The sequence below is a fragment of the Noviherbaspirillum album genome, from assembly GCF_035916955.1.
Classification (GTDB): Bacteria; Pseudomonadota; Gammaproteobacteria; order Burkholderiales; family Burkholderiaceae_D; genus Noviherbaspirillum; species Noviherbaspirillum album.
In genome coordinates this window covers 178,702-196,059 of record NZ_JAWIIV010000006.1, presented here as the reverse complement: position 1 = coordinate 196,059, position 17,358 = coordinate 178,702, and the positions used below count along the sequence as shown (strand labels likewise).

At 60.0% G+C, this 17,358-nt stretch carries 15 protein-coding genes; 11 read left to right on the top strand and 4 right to left on the bottom strand.

The window, feature by feature from the left end; translation table 11 throughout:
- The first annotated feature begins 1 nt into the window (after position 1).
- Positions 2 to 790, top strand: a complete 789-nt coding sequence (locus RY831_RS09805; RefSeq protein WP_326506154.1) for a TrmH family RNA methyltransferase — start codon at positions 2 to 4, stop codon at positions 788 to 790.
- Between the two features lie 25 nt (positions 791 to 815).
- Here the strand turns inward: RY831_RS09805 and RY831_RS09800 are convergent, their stop codons facing one another.
- Positions 816 to 1,193, bottom strand: a complete 378-nt coding sequence (locus tag RY831_RS09800) for a hypothetical protein (RefSeq protein WP_326506153.1) — start codon at positions 1,191 to 1,193, stop codon at positions 816 to 818.
- A gap of 175 nt (positions 1,194 to 1,368) precedes the next feature.
- Positions 1,369 to 2,217 (bottom strand): posphoenolpyruvate synthetase regulatory kinase/phosphorylase PpsR, encoded by an 849-nt coding sequence (gene ppsR, locus RY831_RS09795; protein ID WP_437126246.1) that lies wholly within the window; start codon positions 2,215 to 2,217, stop codon positions 1,369 to 1,371.
- A gap of 175 nt (positions 2,218 to 2,392) precedes the next feature.
- On the opposite strand from ppsR, the gene ppsA reads away from it, so the two are divergent.
- The 3 genes from ppsA to RY831_RS09780 all read left to right on the top strand — a co-directional run bounded on the left by ppsA (position 2,393) and on the right by RY831_RS09780 (position 6,596).
- Complete coding sequence (gene ppsA / locus RY831_RS09790; protein ID WP_326506151.1) at positions 2,393 to 4,819, top strand: phosphoenolpyruvate synthase; 2,427 nt, start codon at positions 2,393 to 2,395, stop codon at positions 4,817 to 4,819.
- Between the two features lie 317 nt (positions 4,820 to 5,136).
- Complete coding sequence (locus RY831_RS09785) at positions 5,137 to 5,577, top strand: NfeD family protein (RefSeq protein WP_326506150.1); 441 nt, start codon at positions 5,137 to 5,139, stop codon at positions 5,575 to 5,577.
- Positions 5,578 to 5,669: 92 nt separating this feature from the next.
- Entirely contained in the window at positions 5,670 to 6,596 is a 927-nt protein-coding gene (locus RY831_RS09780; protein ID WP_326506149.1) for an SPFH domain-containing protein, read from the top strand.
- A gap of 50 nt (positions 6,597 to 6,646) precedes the next feature.
- Here RY831_RS09780 and smpB read toward each other — a convergent pair whose 3' ends face one another.
- Entirely contained in the window at positions 6,647 to 7,096 is a 450-nt protein-coding gene (gene smpB / locus RY831_RS09775; RefSeq protein ID WP_326506148.1) for an SsrA-binding protein SmpB, read from the bottom strand.
- A gap of 64 nt (positions 7,097 to 7,160) precedes the next feature.
- On the opposite strand from smpB, the gene RY831_RS09770 reads away from it, so the two are divergent.
- Together RY831_RS09770 and RY831_RS09765 are read left to right on the top strand one after the other, a co-directional pair.
- A complete protein-coding gene (locus RY831_RS09770; protein WP_326506147.1) occupies positions 7,161 to 7,592 on the top strand; it encodes a type II toxin-antitoxin system RatA family toxin in 432 nt (143 codons plus the stop codon).
- On the top strand, positions 7,585 to 7,911 hold the full coding sequence (locus RY831_RS09765; RefSeq protein ID WP_326506146.1) for an RnfH family protein: 327 nt from the start codon (positions 7,585 to 7,587) through the stop codon (positions 7,909 to 7,911). Before RY831_RS09770 ends, RY831_RS09765 begins: the two co-directional genes overlap by 8 nt.
- Positions 7,912 to 7,992: 81 nt before the next feature.
- Here RY831_RS09765 and RY831_RS09760 read toward each other — a convergent pair whose 3' ends face one another.
- Positions 7,993 to 8,529, bottom strand: a complete 537-nt coding sequence (locus RY831_RS09760; RefSeq protein ID WP_326506145.1) for a DUF4124 domain-containing protein — start codon at positions 8,527 to 8,529, stop codon at positions 7,993 to 7,995.
- Between the two features lie 328 nt (positions 8,530 to 8,857).
- Here RY831_RS09760 and guaB point away from each other — a divergent pair, with 328 nt between their 5' ends.
- The 5 genes from guaB (at position 8,858) to RY831_RS09735 (ending at position 17,313) form a co-directional block, all read left to right on the top strand.
- Positions 8,858 to 10,318 (top strand): IMP dehydrogenase, encoded by a 1,461-nt coding sequence (guaB, locus tag RY831_RS09755; protein ID WP_326506144.1) that lies wholly within the window; start codon positions 8,858 to 8,860, stop codon positions 10,316 to 10,318.
- Positions 10,319 to 10,342: 24 nt separating this feature from the next.
- A complete protein-coding gene (locus RY831_RS09750; RefSeq protein ID WP_326506143.1) occupies positions 10,343 to 11,431 on the top strand; it encodes a sensor domain-containing diguanylate cyclase in 1,089 nt (362 codons plus the stop codon).
- 21 nt (positions 11,432 to 11,452) lie between these two features.
- Positions 11,453 to 13,033: a glutamine-hydrolyzing GMP synthase gene (gene guaA, locus RY831_RS09745; protein WP_326506142.1), complete on the top strand. Its 1,581-nt coding sequence runs from the start codon at positions 11,453 to 11,455 to the stop codon at positions 13,031 to 13,033.
- Positions 13,034 to 13,570: 537 nt separating this feature from the next.
- A complete protein-coding gene (locus RY831_RS09740) occupies positions 13,571 to 15,865 on the top strand; it encodes a polysaccharide biosynthesis tyrosine autokinase (protein ID WP_326506141.1) in 2,295 nt (764 codons plus the stop codon).
- Positions 15,865 to 17,313, top strand: coding sequence for a lipopolysaccharide biosynthesis protein (locus RY831_RS09735; protein WP_326506140.1), 1,449 nt, complete (start codon positions 15,865 to 15,867; stop codon positions 17,311 to 17,313). The genes RY831_RS09740 and RY831_RS09735 overlap by 1 nt, the downstream gene beginning before the upstream one ends.
- The last annotated feature ends 45 nt before the right edge of the window (positions 17,314 to 17,358 follow it).

Genomic DNA, 17,358 nt, shown 5'->3' with positions numbered 1-17,358 from the left:
GATGAAAAGCATCACGTCACGCGACAACCCGCTGTACAAGGAATTGAAGCTGCTGGCTACCAGCTCCCAGGCGCGCAGAAAGGCGGGACGCACGCTGCTTGACGGCGTGCATCTGTGCGAGGTCTACCTTGATCAGGTTGGGCCGCCCTCGCTCTGCGTCATCAGCGAAAGCGCGCGGCAACTGGTGGAAGTCGATGCCTTGCTGGCCGATTGCGGCTCCCGGCGCGTTCAATGCATCATGCTGCCAGACGCTTTGTATCACGCGGTCAGCCAGGTGGAAAACGGGGTAGGGGTGCTGTTCGTGGTCGACACGCCGACTGTCGGGATGCCCTCGAGGCTGGACCGGTCGGCCGTCCTGCTGGACAATCTGCAAGACCCGGGCAACATGGGATCAATCCTGAGAAGCGCCGCCGCAGCTGGCATCGAACAGGTTTTCTGCAGCAAGGGGACGGTCTTTGCCTGGTCGCCCAAGGTGCTGAGGGCTGGCATGGGCGCGCATTTTCTGCTCAACATCTTCGAAAATGTCGATCTCGAGGCACTGCTCGACGGTGCCGGTGTGCCGGTCCTGGCGACAAGCTCGCATGCCAGTCAGCGCATTTTCGATGTCGATCTTCGGCGCCCGGTCGCGTGGTTGTTCGGGCATGAGGGACAAGGCGTTTCACCTGATTTGCTTGCCCGCGCGACGCATCAGGTCGTCATTCCGCACCTTGGCAAGGTGGAATCGCTCAACGTGGCGGCAAGCGCCGCCGTCTGCTTCTTCGAACAGCTCAGGCAGAAGAGCGCGCACTAAACCAGGGCCGGCGCTTGCGCCCCCCTCAGGCATCAGTCCTGAGCTGGGGCACCTGTCCGTGATCGCTGCATTCCTGATAGACCAGCCCCGGGGCCAGGCATCGCTCGTCGGCATCGATCGCGGCGCCGCTGTCCATTGGACAAACACGGTCGAACTGGTAGGTGCGTCCCTGTATCACCACATAACGATAAATCTGCGTATCCCGGTAAGAACCGATCAGCTCCGCCACCCGCTCGGCGTCGTGAAAACTTACCGGCTGCATGCTGTTGTGCATGCCGCGTCCCTGGCGTGCAAGACTCAAGGCCTCGATATCCGATTCGACCTGTCCGAGGCCATCCTTCAATGCCCAGAAAAAAAACAGCAGACCCACCCACAGCACGATCTCTATGAGTACCAGATCCATATGACCCCCTTTTTTGATCCGTACTTTCCATACCGTCGACCTGTAAGTTTGGCGTAAGGTTCCTCCCGGTGATGCAAAATATTCTTCTTAAAATGAAAAGGCCGCCGCAGGCAATTCATGCCCGCAGCGACCAGGGTTTTTCTGCTATCTGTATTGCAGGTTCAATGGTGCGAGTTCAATAGGCCCGCTTGTCGGATTTGATTTCCTGGAGAATCATTGTTGCGATCTCTTCAATAGATTTGGCGGTCGAGGATACGCAACGTATGCCTTCACGCCGCATCATCTTCTCCGCTTCATTGACTTCGTAACGGCACTGTTCCAGGGCCGCGTATTTGCTTCCCGGACGCCTTTCATTGCGAACCTCCGTCAAGCGGTCGGGCGCGATCGATAGTCCGAAAAGCTTCTTCTTGAAACCGAGCAGCGCGCTTGGCAACTTGTTGCGCTCGAAATCGTCGGGAATCAACGGATAATTAGCCGCCTTGACGCCGTATTGCATGGCTAGGTAGAGGCTGGTCGGGGTCTTGCCCGAACGGGACACCCCGACCAGAATGACGTCCGCCGCCGCAAGGTTCTGGTTCGATTGCCCGTCGTCATGCGCCAGCGAGAAGTTGATGGCCTCGATCCGGTTCTTGTACTCGTCGGAATCCGCAATGTTGTGGCTGCGGCCGATGGTATGCGTCGACTTCACGCCCAGTTCCTGCTCCAGCGGTTCCACGAAAGTCTGGATCAGGTCCATGTGCATCCCCTTGGACTGGCGCACGACGGACGACAGCTCCGCCTTGACCAGCGTGGAAAACACGATTGGGCGCTTGCCGTCGTGCTCGAACGCCTGGTTGATGTCGCGCACGGCGTCGTAGGCCTTGTCGAGGGTGTCGATGAAGGGGAGGCGGACTTCCTTGAAGCGCAATTCGAATTGCGTCAGGACGGAGTGACCGAAGGTCTCGGCGGTGATGCCGGTGCCGTCCGACACGAAGAATACGGTGCGATTCGGCGGCGGCAGTTGGTGTGCAGGCAAGTCTGGCATAATCAAATTGAAGATAGATCAACGAATAGTTCCGCTTTGTGGTCGGCAGGATGCTGTTGCACACTGTAAAATGACGGTTAATTCATGACCAACATCCTGCCCATGAAGAATAACAAAAAGATTCGGGCGGCGAGGGCGCATATGCAGATTTCTTATCATCAAAACAGGTGCAGTTATGTCCAACGCAGTACCAGCCGGGGTAACCCAGGGGGCTACCTACGTAGCTTCGTTTGAAAACCTTCGCATGACGGATGTCGAATCCGTCGGCGGCAAGAACTCTTCGCTCGGCGAGATGATCAGTCAGCTCGCCGGGGCCGGCGTTCGCGTGCCTGGCGGTTTCGCGACCACCGCACAAGCGTTTCGTGACTTTCTCGAACACAGTGTCAATGGCGGCGCCACGCTTGCCCAGCGCATTGCTGATCGACTGTCTTCACTGAACGTGGATGACGTGCGCGCGCTTGCACAGGCCGGCGCCGACATTCGCAAGTGGATCGTCGAAACACCGTTCCAGCCGCGCCTCGAACAGGAAATCCGCGAGTATTACCAGCGCCTCGTTGCCGAATCAGAAGCCGAGATGTCTTTCGCCGTGCGTTCCTCCGCGACCGCCGAAGATCTTCCGGATGCCTCTTTCGCCGGTCAGCAGGAAACATTCCTGAACGTCGTCGGCATCGACAACGTGCTGGAAGCGATCAAGCACGTGTTTGCGTCCCTCTACAACGACCGCGCCATTTCCTATCGCGTGCACAAGGGCTTTACTCATGCGGAAGTGGCGCTGTCCGCGGGCGTCCAGCGCATGGTGCGATCCGACGTCGGCGCTGCCGGCGTGATGTTTACGCTCGATACCGAATCCGGCTTCAAGGACGTCGTATTCATTACTTCGAGTTACGGCCTGGGTGAAACCGTGGTGCAGGGCGCGGTGAATCCGGATGAATTCTATGTCCACAAGCCGATGCTGGAGCAGGGCAAGCTGCCTATCATCCGCCGCAACATCGGTTCCAAGCTGATCAAGATGGAATTCACCGGCGAAGCCAAGGCCGGCCGATCGGTCAGGACCGTCGACGTGCCGATCGAGCTTCGCAATCGCTATTCGCTCAACGACCAGGAAATCGTCGAACTCGCGAAGTACGCAATGATCATCGAAAAGCATTATGGCCGCCCGATGGACATCGAATGGGGCAAGGATGGCCGCGACGGCAAGCTGTACATCCTGCAGGCGCGTCCCGAAACGGTGAAGTCGCAGCAGAAGGCGACCGATGCCCAGCAGCGCTTCAAGCTCAAGGGCAGCGGCACCGTGCTGGCTTCCGGCCGCGCCATCGGCCAGAAGATCGGCGCCGGCCCGGTCCGCGTGATTCACGATCCGTCGGAAATGGAGCGGGTGCAGCCCGGCGACGTGCTGGTCGCGGACATGACCGATCCCAACTGGGAACCGGTGATGAAGCGGGCATCCGCGATCGTGACCAATCGCGGCGGGCGTACATGTCACGCGGCGATCATTGCCCGCGAACTTGGCGTTCCGGCAGTGGTGGGTTGTGGCAACGCAACCGACATGCTCAAGGATGGCACGCTGGTGACAGTGTCCTGCGCCGAGGGTGATGAAGGGAAGATTTACGACGGCTTGCTCGAAACGGAAGTTACTGAAGTGTCGCGCGGCGAACTGCCGTCCCTGCCGCTGAAGATCATGATGAACGTCGGCAATCCGCAACTCGCGTTCGACTTCCAGTCGATTCCTAATGGCGGCGTCGGTCTCGCCCGCCTGGAGTTCATCATCAACAACAATATCGGCGTCCATCCGAAGGCGATCCTGGAATATCCGAGCATCGACGCGGACCTGAAGAAGGCGGTGGAGTCAGTGGCGCGCGGCCATGCTTCGCCCAAGGCCTTCTATATCGACAAGCTGGCCGAGGGGATTGCAACAATTGCCGCCGCCTTCTGGCCGAAGCCTGTCATCGTGCGCCTGTCGGACTTCAAGTCGAACGAGTACAAGAAGCTGATCGGCGGTTCCCGCTACGAACCGGACGAAGAGAACCCGATGCTTGGTTTCCGCGGTGCGGCCCGCTACCTGGCGGAAGACTTTGCCGAGTCGTTCGAGATGGAATGCGAAGCCATGAAGCGCGTCCGCAACGACATGGGACTGACCAACGTCGAAATCATGGTGCCGTTCGTGCGGACACTGGGCCAGGCGGAAAAGGTAGTCAACCTGCTTGCGAAGAACGGCCTCAAGCGAGGCGAGAATGGCCTGCGCCTCATCATGATGTGCGAAGTGCCTTCCAACGCGATCCTGGCGGAACGCTTCCTCGAATACTTCGACGGCTTCTCCATCGGATCCAACGACCTGACCCAGCTGACGCTCGGCCTGGACCGCGATTCCGGTATGGAATTGCTGGCGGCGGACTTCGACGAGCGGGACGATGCGGTCCGGGCTTTGCTGTCGAAGGCAATCAGCGCCTGCCTCGCACAGGGCAAGTACATCGGTATCTGCGGCCAGGGACCATCCGACCATCCGGATTTTGCGGAGTGGCTGATGAAGGAAGGGATTGCATCCATTTCCCTGAATCCCGACACCGTGATCGATACTTGGCAGAAGCTCGCAGCCAATACCTGATAACCGGCACGCAATAAGCTGGAAATCATGGAAGGCGGCGGTTTACGCCGCAACGAAAAACGCGGGCATTGCCCGCGTTTTTGCTGTTTGGCCCGCTCCAGCAGGATCATGTTGTTGTAGCCGTGCAAATATTAGGATTTTTTCCACTTTGGCCGTAGGAAGCCCGGTACAAATCGTTTAGACTTGTGCCTGTTTGTTTCCGAACAACAACCAACAAAAACAGCTGTACTTTGTTGTATTGTAGCCCTCGCAGTCTTTGGACTCCGGGGGCTTTTTATTGTCTACAATGATAGCTGTTTAGCAATGTCGGAGAGCGTATGGTTGACTGGATGATTTGGATGCTGCTGGCTGGTGGGCTGGTGATTCTTGAAATGTTCATTGGCACTTTTTACCTGCTCATGATCGCGATTGGCTTGGCGAGCGGCGCCCTGATGGCGCTGGCAGGCGAACCCAGGGGAATGCAATTCCTGGTTGCAGCGGTCGTCGGCATCGTCTGCACGGTTGTCCTTCGCCGGAGCAGATGGGGCAGGAAGTCCCGCAGCGATGCAGCGCGCGACCCTAACGTGAATCTCGACATCGGACAAGCCATCGAGGTGAGCGAATGGGCGCCGGACCATGGATTGCCGCGGCGCGCGCGCGTAATGTACCGTGGCGCGCTGTGGGATGTCGAACTCGAACAAGGCGTCCCCGCTGTTGCTGGTACCTTCGTCATCCGGGAAATACGCGGAAGCCGATTGATCGTCTCCGGCCGCACATAATAAGCACGGCAATCAACAAGTTCAGCAATATTCAGCGGTATCCACACCGATCGATGCACCGATCAAAGCACCGATCATTTAAAGGGATTTCCATGGAACTCAGTTTCGGAACGTTCAGCCTGGTTCTTTTCATTATCGCAGTCGTCTTCGTCATCAAGACCATCAATGTGGTCCCGCAACAGCATGCATGGGTGGTCGAGCGGCTCGGCAAGTACCATTCCACACTCGGTCCCGGCCTGAATATCGTGCTTCCCTTCGTTGATCGCGTCGCCTACAAGCATTCGCTCAAGGAAATCCCCCTCGACGTCCCAAGCCAGGTCTGCATCACGAAAGACAATACCCAACTCCAGGTGGACGGCATCCTGTATTTCCAGGTGACGGATGCCATGCGGGCCTCCTATGGCTCGTCGAACTATATCGCCGCGATCACGCAGCTTGCGCAGACCACCCTGCGCTCGGTCATTGGGCGCATGGAACTGGACAAGACCTTCGAGGAGCGGGATCACATCAACAAGGCGATCGTCAACGCCATCGACGAATCGGCGGCGAACTGGGGCGTGAAAGTGCTGCGCTATGAAATCAAGGATCTGACGCCGCCGAAGGAAATATTGCATGCAATGCAGGCGCAGATCACCGCCGAACGCGAAAAGCGCGCGCTGATCGCAGCGTCGGAAGGCCGCAGGCAGGAGCAGATCAATATTGCCAGTGGCGAACGGGAAGCGGCGATCGCGCGCTCGGAAGGTGAAAAGCAGGCTGCGATCAACCGCGCCCAGGGTCAGGCGGCGTCCATCCTGGCCATCGCGGAAGCGAGCGCCGCGGCGCTGCGACAGACCGCATCGGCGATACGCGAGCCCGGCGGGGCGGATGCGGTCAATCTCAAGGTGGCGGAGCAATATGTGAATGCCTTCGCCCAGCTCGCCAAGACCAACAACTCCATCATCATTCCCGCGAACATGAGCGATATCGGCGGCCTCATCGCCGGTGCCATGCAAGTGGTGAAGTCGCAGCAGAAGACCTGATCGGCGCATCCCGGAAGCTTGCGGCGGGCAACCGGGAAGCGCCGAGAGGATCAGCGGCGGTTCTGCTTCAGAATGGATTGCTGCTCACGCTGCCAGTCCCGCGCCTTCTCGCTCTCGCGCTTGTCGTGCTGTTTCTTGCCCTTGGCCAGTCCGATCTCGCACTTGATGCGCCCCTTGGCGTAATGAAGATTGAGAGGCACGAGGGTATAGCCCGCGCGTTCCACCTTGCCGATCAGCTTCTTGATTTCTTCGCCGTTCAGCAGCAGCTTGCGGGTGCGCACCGGGTCCGGGGAGATGTGCGTGGATGCCGTCGGAAGCGCGCTGATATGCGCGCCGAACAGAAAGACTTCGCCCTGGCGCACGATTACATAGGCTTCCTTCAGCTGCACGCGGCCAGCGCGGATCGATTTGACTTCCCAGCCTTCGAGCACCATGCCGGCTTCGAAGCGTTCCTCGATGAAGTAGTCATGGAAGGCTTTTTTATTGTCGATAATGCTCATGAATGTGGGAAAGAAGGCGCTCAGTTAAAATGAAGGGTTCGTATTTTATCAAACGGTATTTTCAATGGCTGTCGTGCATAAATCCGTATTGCTCGGCTACAGCGCGGAACAGATGTTCGCCCTGGTAGACAACATCGAGGAGTATCCCAAATTCCTGCCCTGGTGCGGCGGCACGGAAGTGCGTTCGCGCGAGGGCAACAAGGTGGTGGCCTCGCTCAGGATCAACTACCATGGCGTCAAGCAATCATTCTCCACGGAAAATGTAAACTCGCCTCCGACATCGATCAAGATGGTGCTGCTGGAGGGACCTTTCAAGCACTTGCATGGCGAATGGACGTTCAAGCCCTTGCGCGCCGATGCCTGCAAGATCGATTTCGAACTGCATTACGAGTTTTCGAACAGGATGCTCGACGGTCTGATCGGCCCGGTTTTCAACATGATCGCCAACAGTTTCGTCGATTCCTTCAGCAAGCGGGCCGAGGTGGTGTATGGCTGAGATCGGCGTGGAAGTTTGCCATGCGCTTCCAGACAGGCAACTCCGCAGGGCACTGCGCATGCGGGAGGGTAGCACGCTCGGGCAGGCCATTGAACAAAGCGGCCTGCTGCAGGAGGTGCCCGGCATCGACCTGGGATCGGCGCGCGTGGGCATCTACGGCAAGCTCAAATCCCTCGATACCATCCTACGCGACCGCGACAGGATAGAAATCTATCGGCCACTGATTGCCGACCCGAAGGAAGCGCGCCGCCGCCGCGCGGGAAGATCCGTAAAGTCAGCGGACACATCGAACCCGGCTAAGTCGACGCAGCTCGACTGACCCTTTGCCGGCCGCATCGCGGTCGCCGCCGGCGCCCGGCATGAGATGCATCCGGACTGCGCTGCCCGGATCAGTCTGCACTCATGACTTGCATTCATTCAGCAAGCGACGGGTATCGCCAAGTTCCCGCTCGCGTTGTTCATCCGACAAGAAGGTGCGCTCGCCATTCTTGTCGGTCCGGCTGATACGCACCCCGGATTCAAGGCTGCGCTGATAGTCTTGCGCGCGCTCGCAGTTCCTGGCTTTGTCGGCAGCCAGCTTCGCTTCCTCTGCAAGCTTCCTTTCCTTGTCTTCCCGCTCCATCTGGCGCTTGCGGAATTCGGCATTTTTCTCCGCAATTGTCTTTTCTGCATCGGGCCGCGCAGTTGTCGATTGCGTTTGTGCCGGTTGTGCCGCTGAAGCTCCGGATGCCGCGGAGGCTGCAGATGATGAGGACGTGCCGCCCGGGTGCTTCAGGATGCGGCTCGCCGGGACCGACGCCGGCGGCGGACGGTCGGAAAACTGCCTGGATCCTTTCTCGTCGAGCCAGACATACTGCGCAGCGGCGCTTCCGCAGGCTCCGATGAGCGCAATGGATATGGCGGCGGAGAGGCAGCGGCGAAATAAAGGGGCAGTCATGGGAGTCCTTGCAGATGAGACATATCTGGATTTCGCCATGCTTTGGCCGCGCTGTCAATGAAGCAAACACTGCTTTGTTCGGCGCGCTTTATACCAATCCCGAGTCGTAACATGACAAATGTGATCGATGGATTTTTTCGCCTGGCGAGGCGCGGGAGGAGTCCATAGCGGTATGGATGACGAGCGCAACGCGGCCAGACGGAAAAAGACGCGATCTCATGTCATGGAATGACTTGGGATTGGTATTAGCCGGTATCCGGGAGGAACTTATAAACGACGGCAAACAGGGTTTTCTGTATAATTCGCTTTTGCGCCTATAGGAATTACTATGCGTCTCCTCCAAAAAGCACTCACATTCGATGACGTGCTGCTCGTGCCGGCATACTCGGACATTCTCCCCAAAGATACTTCCCTGAAAACGCGCCTGACGCGCAACATCACCCTGAACATTCCGCTGCTCTCAGCGGCAATGGATACGGTGACCGAAGCCCGTCTGGCGATTGCAATGGCGCAGGAGGGCGGGATCGGCATCGTTCACAAGAATCTGAAGCCGAAGGATCAGGCACGCGAAGTTGCCAAGGTCAAGCGTTTCGAATCCGGCGTGGTGCGCGACCCGATCACCATCCCGCCGACCATGCGCATCCGCGATGTGATCGCGCTGTCCGAGCAGCATGGCATCAGCGGGTTTCCGGTGGTCGAGGGCAAGACGGTGGTGGGCATCATCACCAACCGCGATCTGCGCTTTGAGCAAGAGCTCGATGCCGAGGTGCGCGCCAAGATGACGCCGCGCGAGAAGCTGGTCGTCGTGAAGGAGGGCGCGGAGCTGTCCGAAGCCAAGCGTTTGATGAACAAGTACCGGCTCGAACGCGTGATCGTCGTCAACGACGCCTTCGAACTGCGCGGTCTCATCACCGTCAAGGATATCCAGAAGGCCACCGAACATCCGAATGCCTGCAAGGACGAGCATGGCAAGCTGCGCGTCGGCGCGGCGGTCGGCGTCGGCGCCGACAATGACGAACGCATCGATCTGCTGGTCAAGGCCGGCGTGGACGTGATCGTTGTGGACACTGCCCACGGCCATTCGAAAGGCGTGCTCGACCGGGTGCGCTGGGTTAAGAACAACTATCCGCAGGTCGACGTCATCGGCGGGAACATCGCCACGGCGGCTGCGGCGATCGCGCTGGCCGAACATGGCGCCGACGGCGTCAAGGTCGGCATCGGACCGGGCTCCATCTGCACCACGCGCATCGTCGCCGGTGTCGGCGTTCCGCAGATTACCGCGATTTCCAACGTATCAGCGGCCCTCAAGGGCACCAATATTCCCTGCATCGCCGACGGCGGCATCCGCTACTCCGGCGATATCTCCAAGGCGCTGGCGGCAGGGGCGTCGAGCGTGATGATGGGTAGCATGTTCGCCGGTACCGAAGAGGCGCCGGGCGAAGTGATCCTGTTCCAGGGGCGCTCCTATAAATCCTATCGCGGCATGGGCAGCCTTGGCGCGATGGCGGAAGGCTCCGCCGACCGTTACTTCCAGGATTCCTCGAACAATGCCGACAAGCTCGTCCCCGAAGGAATTGAAGGACGCGTGCCCTACAAGGGCAGCGTGCTGGCGATCCTGTACCAGCTCGTCGGCGGCGTGCGTTCCTCGATGGGTTACTGCGGCTGCGCGTCGATCGACGAGTTCCGCGAAAAGGCCGAGTTCGTCGAAATCACTTCGGCAGGCATGCGGGAATCTCATGTTCACGACGTGCAGATCACCAAGGAAGCACCGAACTATCGTGCCGACTGACCGGGCCGCCGAACGGGGATCGTCATGAGCAGAACGGCCGTTCCGCCGCAGTTCGAAACGACGGTCGCACCGTCGGATCAGGCCGGCCTTCCTGCGCGCAACGACCCGCAGATACTGCGCATCTGCCGCATCGGCAGGAAACTGTTCAATGTGGCTGAATGCATCGTCACGTTCAGAAGCTCGGCTAATGCGGCGTGTTCAGCTAATACGTCAAGCTCGGCAAGCGCTGACTGCGCGGCAAGCCAGATGCCGGGGACGGAACACGCGGGCGACGAAGGCGAAGCCGCATTCTGCCTGGATATCGCGCCATCGGACGAGTTCGTCGTTGTGCCGGATGCCAGCAAGCATGCGTCGCTGAGCGAGCATCCCTCGGTACGCGGCGGACCGCAAATCCGTTTTTACGCGTCGCATCCGGTCTACGGGCAGGACAGGACGGTGGCCGGCGCCATCAGCCTGATCGACCATGCGCCGCGCGCGGCGCTTTGCGAGAGCGAGCGCCAGACGCTGGCGGATCTTGCCGGACTGGTCGAGAGGGAGCTTGAACTGCGGATCGTCAATGCATCGCAGCTCGACCTGCAGAAGAAGAACAAGAACCTGCGCCGCAGGTCATTGATCGATCCCTTGCTCGGCACCTGGAACAGGGGTGCGATCATGCGCATCCTGACCATCGAGGCGATACGCTGCGACAAGCTTGGCCTGCCGCTCGGCCTGATTGTCGCCGACCTCGATCACTTCAAGAAAATCAACGACACCTACGGCCATCCGGCCGGCGACGCCGTCCTGGTCAAGGTGGCGAGCCGCCTGCGATCGTGCATACGTCCCCAGGAAGCATTGGGGCGCTACGGCGGCGAAGAATTCCTGATCGTCCTGCCTGGCGCCTCTCATGACACCGCGATGACGGTGGCCGAGCGCATGCGCCTGGCGATTGCCTCGCAGCCGGAGGTTATCAACGGCGTGACGCTGAACCTCACCATCAGCGCCGGCGTCGCCACCTCGGACCAGTTTCCCGCGGCGACCACCGAAGAACTGATCAGCCGAGCCGACATGGCGCTCTATGCCGCCAAGGACGGCGGGCGCAATCGTGTCGTCAAGGCCATTCCGGATTCAAACTGATTACTCAAAACAGCACTCTCCATGCATTCAAAAATTCTCATTCTCGATTTCGGCTCCCAGGTCACGCAACTGATTGCGCGTCGCGTTCGCGAAGCAGGCGTGTTCTCCGAGGTTTATCCCTATGATGTCAGCGACGATTTCATTCGCGACTATGGCGCGGCGGGCATCATCCTGTCGGGCGGTCCGAATTCCGTGACCGAGGGCGATACGCCCCGCGCGCCGCAGGCCGTGTTCGATCTCGGCGTGCCGGTGCTCGGCATCTGCTACGGCATGCAGACCATGGCCGAACAGCTCGGCGGCAAGGTCGAAAATGGCAAGGTGCGGGAATTCGGCTACGCCGAGGTGCGCGCACGCGGCCATACCGCGCTCCTGAACGGCATCGCGGACTTCGTCACCTCCGAAGGCCATGGCATGCTGAAAGTGTGGATGAGCCATGGCGACAAGATCATCGACATGCCGCCCGGCTTCAAGCTGATGGCCTCGACGGACAATTGCCCGATCGCCGGCATGGCGGACGAGGAGCGCAGGCTCTACGCGGTGCAGTTCCATCCCGAGGTCACGCACACGGTGCAGGGCAAGGCGATGCTGAGCCGTTTCGTGCACGAGATCTGCGGTTGTAAATCCGACTGGAACATGCCCGACTACATTACCGAAGCGGTCGAAGCCATCCGCAATCAGGTCGGATCCGACGAAGTGATTCTGGGTTTGTCCGGCGGCGTCGACAGCAGCGTGGCGGCGGCATTGATCCACCGGGCGATCGGCGATCAGCTCACCTGCGTATTCGTCGACCATGGCTTGCTGCGTCTGGACGAGGGCCAGATGGTGATGAACATGTTCGGCAAGAACCTCGGCGTGAAGGTGATCCATGTCGACGCCACCGAGCAGTTCATGGGCAAGCTGGCCGGCGTGAGTGATCCGGAAGCCAAGCGCAAGATCATCGGCCGCGAGTTCGTCGAAGTGTTCCAAGCAGAAGCCGGCAAGCTGAAAAATGCGAAATGGCTGGCGCAGGGCACCATTTATCCGGACGTGATCGAGAGCGCCGGCAAGGGAAAGAAAACCGCGCATACGATCAAGAGCCACCACAACGTTGGCGGCCTGCCGGAAACCTTGAACCTGAAGCTGCTGGAGCCGCTGCGCGAGCTGTTCAAGGATGAAGTGCGCGAACTGGGCGTGGCGCTCGGCCTGCCGCACGACATGGTGTATCGCCATCCTTTCCCCGGGCCGGGGCTCGGTGTGCGCATTCTGGGTGAAGTGAAGAAGGAGTATGCCGACCTGCTGCGCCGCGCCGACGCCATCTTCATTGAAGAGCTTCGCAATACCAAGGACGAGGACGGCAAGTCCTGGTACGACAAGACCAGCCAGGCATTTGCCGTGTTCCTGCCGGTGAAGTCCGTCGGCGTGATGGGCGACGGCCGTACCTATGAATATGTGACCGCCCTGCGCGCGGTGCAGACCCAGGACTTCATGACTGCCCATTGGGCGCATCTGCCGCATGAATTGCTGGGCCGCGTTTCGAACCGCATCATCAATGAAGTGCGCGGTCTGAACCGGGTTGTCTACGATATCTCCGGCAAGCCGCCGGCGACCATCGAATGGGAATAAGCGGTCGGCCGATAATCATCGGACCTCAGTAAATCAAACGGGAGCCAGGCGCTCCCGTTTTTTATGGTGTGTTCAGCATACACCCCAGCCGCTTCTTAAGATCGATTGCTTCGATCTGCCGGCACGTCTCGCATGAAGATCCGAAAAAGCCGATCAATGACATGGAGGTGACCGGGTGGTGACAGAACGATGACGCGCCGGCGAGAGGCAAGCTGACGACACGAATCACATTTGCTCATGCGGCAAATTCATCAAGATATTTCATCCGCCTCGAGAAGCGATGAAAGCATTCGATCAACTCGGCAGCATTCTGCCGGATGAAATTACTACATCGAAAACCTCCCCCGACAGCACGCATGTGATGCTGCGTTGAATCGATTTTTCATACTTATCTTTTCGGTGCGCATGTCTACACTTCAGTGCGCTTGCGGCACGACCGCATCAGGCATTGCTGAACCACGCTAGAACGGAACACATGGCCAGGCCGTACAGAGCGGCCATGCGATCCGGATCATCCACCATGCAGACAGAGCGCCAATGAATTTTCCGATTCAACAGATCACGCCCCAACTCGCTCGAGAAGACGCCTTCCCCTGGCGCCGTTACTGGCTTCTTATACGGAACAATTCGCTGCTCGTATTCAGCATCTTCGTGCTGGTGACATCGGCGGGCGTCGCCTATGCGCTGTTGGCAGCGCCCGTCTATCAGTCGAACATCCTGATTCAGGTCGCCGACCCGGGTGGAGTGTCGGCGGGAATCCTCGGCGAGAGCGGCGCCAGTGCGGAGGCGAGAAAGCCGGAAGCCAGCGCGGAGATCGGCGTATTGAAGTCGCGTCGCATCATTGCCGCGGCGGTGGACCGTACCCACGCTTATATCGAAAGCAGGCCATCCTATTTCCCGCTGATCGGCGCCGGCATTGCAAGGAGCAATCCGGAGCTGTCCGAGCCGGGATTGTTCGGCTTCGGCGGATTCGCATGGGGCCGGGAGCGTGCCGAGGTATCGCGCTTCGATGTTCCAAGAAGCCTCGAGAATACCGAATTCAGCCTTACGGCCGAAGGTAACGGCCACTATCTTCTGTCGCATGACGGCGAGTCGTTCAGGGGCGAGGTTGGGGAACTGGAACAGTGGCGGCAGGGGAGCCGCACCATCGTCCTGCAGGTGGATAAGCTGGAAGCAAGAGCCGGCGTGAAGTTCAGCATCCGTCGTTCTTCCCGGCTGGATGCCATCGAAGACCTGCAGGCCGCGCTCAAGATTGCGGAGACGGGGAAGCAGTCCGGCATCATCTCGGTCGGCCTGGAAAGCACCAATCCGTCGCAGGCCGCGCGACTGCTCAGGGAAATCGGTGCGGAATACCTGCGCCAGAACGAGGAACGAAAGGCACAGGATGCGGAACGTGCGCTGGCTTCGCTCAATCGGCAGCTGCCCCACCTCAAACAGGAGCTGGCGAAAGCCGAAAGCGAGTACAACGCCGTGCGGCATTCGCTCGGCACAATCGATTTGCAGGAAGAGGCGAAGAGCATTCTGCAGCGTTCCGTGAGCGCGCAGATACGCATGTCAGAACTGCGCCAGCGCAAGGAGGATCTGCTGGTGCGCTTCCAGGAAGATGCGCCGGCGGTCGTGGCTGTCACCCAGCAGATGCAGGTGGTATCCCGCGACTTGGCCGGCGTGGAGGCCAGCATCAAGCGCTTGCCGGCGGTCGAGCAGGATGTGCTGCGGCTGAGCCGGGATGTCAAGGTCAATACCGAGGTGTATTCCGCAGTACTGACGACTGCGCAGCAGCTGCAGCTCATCATGGCCAGCAAGGGTGGATTCGCGCGGCTGCTGGATGCGCCCGAATTGCCGGAACGTCCGGTCAAGCCCAGGCGCATGATGATCATTGCGGCCGCCGCAGCGGCGGGTTTGCTGCTGGGCTGCCTCGGGGCATGGTTTAGGAAAGTGTATTACCGGCGTGTCGATGAGCCGGCCGAGATCGTCGAGGAGCTTGGCCTGCCGGTCAGGGCGGCCATTCCTTATAGCGCCGCGCTGGCAGCGGCCGGCACGAAGATGGAAGCAAGCCGGAAGCTTGGCGCAGGCTTCGGAGCGCGAACGGAGGCCTCGGCAAGCAACATGCAAGGCAATGTTCACGCCAATGATGCCACCGTCGAATGCCTGCGGCGTTTCCGCACGACGCTGCAATTCGACCTGCAGGATGCCCGCAACAATATCGTGGCCATCACCGGGGCGACGCCCGGTGTTGGAAAATCATTCGTGTCGGCCAATCTGGCGGCCGTTATGGCGGCATGCGGCAAGAAGGTCCTGCTGATCGACGCCGACCTGCGCACCGGCTACCTGCACAGGCGCTTCGGGCTGCAAAGACGCGTCGGCCTGAGCGAAGCCGTGCTGGAACAGTTGCCTGCCCAGCAGGCGATACACCGCGAAGTGATGAAAAACCTGGATTTCCTGTCGACCGGTTCGTCGTTGTCTTCCCCGGCGGAAGTGCTGGCCGACGAACGATTGGCGTTGACGCTGCAGCAGCTTGCTACGCGATATGACCTGATCGTGATCGACACGGCGCCGGTATTGATGGCCGCGGATGCGCTCACGGTAGCGCTGCATGCTGGCTCGACCTTCACCGTCGTGCGCGCCGGCATCAGCACGATCGATGAAATCGAAGAGGCGGTCGGTCAGCTCAATGCGGCCGGTGCCACGATTTCTGGCGTGGTGTTCAATGGGCACCATCCGCACACGGGAAGCTACGGCGGGGCGTACGGAATATATGGTCGCCATGCTTACGCAATGGAAAATGCGCGCGGTACGCGCGTCCGCGGTGAATTGATCGCGGAGGGCGGCTGATGCCGGGGCGCGGCAACGCCGCCGCAGAAGCAGCCTCGCGAAGGCGGACCTTCCGCAATGTGTCGGTCCTGGTGAGCGGCACCGTAATGGCGCAAGCTGTCACGGTTCTTGCTGCTCCCTTGCTGACGCGGCTTTATTCGCCGCACGCATTCGGCCTGCTCGGAATTTTCATTGCGCTGCTGATGCTCCTGACGGTCGTCATGAGTCTGCGCTACGAGCAGGCGATTCCCCTGCCCGAAGACGATCGCGAGGCCGGTGCGCTATTGCTGCTGAGCCTGGGGCTCTCGCTGCTGATGGCGGTGCTGGTTGCGGTGCCGTTGCTGTGGTTCGGCGAAGATCTTGCGCGCCTGCTGAACGCGCCGGAACTGGCCACATATTTCTACCTGGTGCCGCTCGGCGGCTTGCTGGCAGGCGGATACAACATATTGCAATCATGGGCGGTACGGACGCGCGAATTCGGCGCGCTGGCGGCAACCAGGCTCAGCCAGTCACTGACCTGCGCGGCGATCCAGGCCGGTGCATCGATGCTGGGTCCAGGCGCGCTGCTGATAGGACAGACCGCCGGCGGCGGAATGGGTCTCGGCTCGCTCGGCTGGCGCACCGTCCGTCCGCGGCTTGGACTGCTTGCGTCAATTCGACGGAAGGACATTGCCGCCGTCGCGCGCCGGTATCGTCGTTTTCCTATGGTTGCATCGTGGGCCGCATTGTTCAACACCATCGGTTCGCAGCTTCCGCCCCTGCTGTTCGCAGCACTGTTCGATCCGATCGTGGCGGGTATGTACAGCCTCGCCAATCGCGTGCTGTCCATGCCGATGCTGGTACTGGGAAAATCCGTCGCCAACGTATTCCTGTCGGGCGCTGCACAGGCATGGCGAGACGGGCGCTTCGGTACGCGGGTAGCGGATGTGCATGGCCGGCTGGCGCAGATCGGAATGCCTCCAGCTCTCACGCTGGCGCTGGCCGGCCCGCAACTGTTTGCATGGATATTCGGTGAGGAATGGCGCGAGGCGGGCGTCATCGCGCAATGGCTATCGCCCTGGCTCTACCTGGTATTCGTGACCTCGCCTCTGTCGGCCGCCTTCGATGTGCTCGGCCGCCAGGTCGCCGGCCTGAATTTCCAGTTGCTGTTGCTGGGCATGCGCGCCTCGGCAATTGCCTATGGCGCATGGCAGAAGGATGCAACCCTCGCCATCGTGCTGTTCGCACTTGCAAGCGCAGTCTGCTGGAGCGTCCAGCTGCTGTGGATTCTGCGGGAATCCGGCAGCCCGGGGCGTGTGATCCTGGATTCTGGAGCAACTGCACTCGGCTGGAGCTTGCTGCTGAATTCCCCTCTCATGTTGGTTCTCGTACGGAATGACCCGGGCGCGGCATGGCTGCCCGCGGTTGCTGCGGTCGTACTGATGGCGGCTGTTCGCTACGGATGTCTGATCAGGAGTGCATTGCGATGAAGGATGTTGTTGTTCATTTGTCTGCAAGTCAGTGGCAGTTCGATG

Excerpts from the sequence above, each read along its gene's own strand:
- RY831_RS09805 (WP_326506154.1), top strand. The coding sequence starts at position 2 with ATGAAAAGCATCACGTCACGCGACAACCCGCTGTACAAGGAATTGAAG.
- RY831_RS09800 (WP_326506153.1), bottom strand. The coding sequence starts at position 1,193 with ATGGATCTGGTACTCATAGAGATCGTGCTGTGGGTGGGTCTGCTGTTT.
- ppsR (WP_437126246.1), bottom strand. The coding sequence starts at position 2,217 with ATGCCAGACTTGCCTGCACACCAACTGCCGCCGCCGAATCGCACCGTA.
- ppsA (WP_326506151.1), top strand. The coding sequence starts at position 2,393 with ATGTCCAACGCAGTACCAGCCGGGGTAACCCAGGGGGCTACCTACGTA.
- RY831_RS09785 (WP_326506150.1), top strand. The coding sequence starts at position 5,137 with ATGGTTGACTGGATGATTTGGATGCTGCTGGCTGGTGGGCTGGTGATT.
- RY831_RS09780 (WP_326506149.1), top strand. The coding sequence starts at position 5,670 with ATGGAACTCAGTTTCGGAACGTTCAGCCTGGTTCTTTTCATTATCGCA.
- smpB (WP_326506148.1), bottom strand. The coding sequence starts at position 7,096 with ATGAGCATTATCGACAATAAAAAAGCCTTCCATGACTACTTCATCGAG.
- RY831_RS09770 (WP_326506147.1), top strand. The coding sequence starts at position 7,161 with ATGGCTGTCGTGCATAAATCCGTATTGCTCGGCTACAGCGCGGAACAG.
- RY831_RS09765 (WP_326506146.1), top strand. The coding sequence starts at position 7,585 with ATGGCTGAGATCGGCGTGGAAGTTTGCCATGCGCTTCCAGACAGGCAA.
- RY831_RS09760 (WP_326506145.1), bottom strand. The coding sequence starts at position 8,529 with ATGACTGCCCCTTTATTTCGCCGCTGCCTCTCCGCCGCCATATCCATT.
- guaB (WP_326506144.1), top strand. The coding sequence starts at position 8,858 with ATGCGTCTCCTCCAAAAAGCACTCACATTCGATGACGTGCTGCTCGTG.
- RY831_RS09750 (WP_326506143.1), top strand. The coding sequence starts at position 10,343 with ATGAGCAGAACGGCCGTTCCGCCGCAGTTCGAAACGACGGTCGCACCG.
- guaA (WP_326506142.1), top strand. The coding sequence starts at position 11,453 with ATGCATTCAAAAATTCTCATTCTCGATTTCGGCTCCCAGGTCACGCAA.
- RY831_RS09740 (WP_326506141.1), top strand. The coding sequence starts at position 13,571 with ATGAATTTTCCGATTCAACAGATCACGCCCCAACTCGCTCGAGAAGAC.
- RY831_RS09735 (WP_326506140.1), top strand. The coding sequence starts at position 15,865 with ATGCCGGGGCGCGGCAACGCCGCCGCAGAAGCAGCCTCGCGAAGGCGG.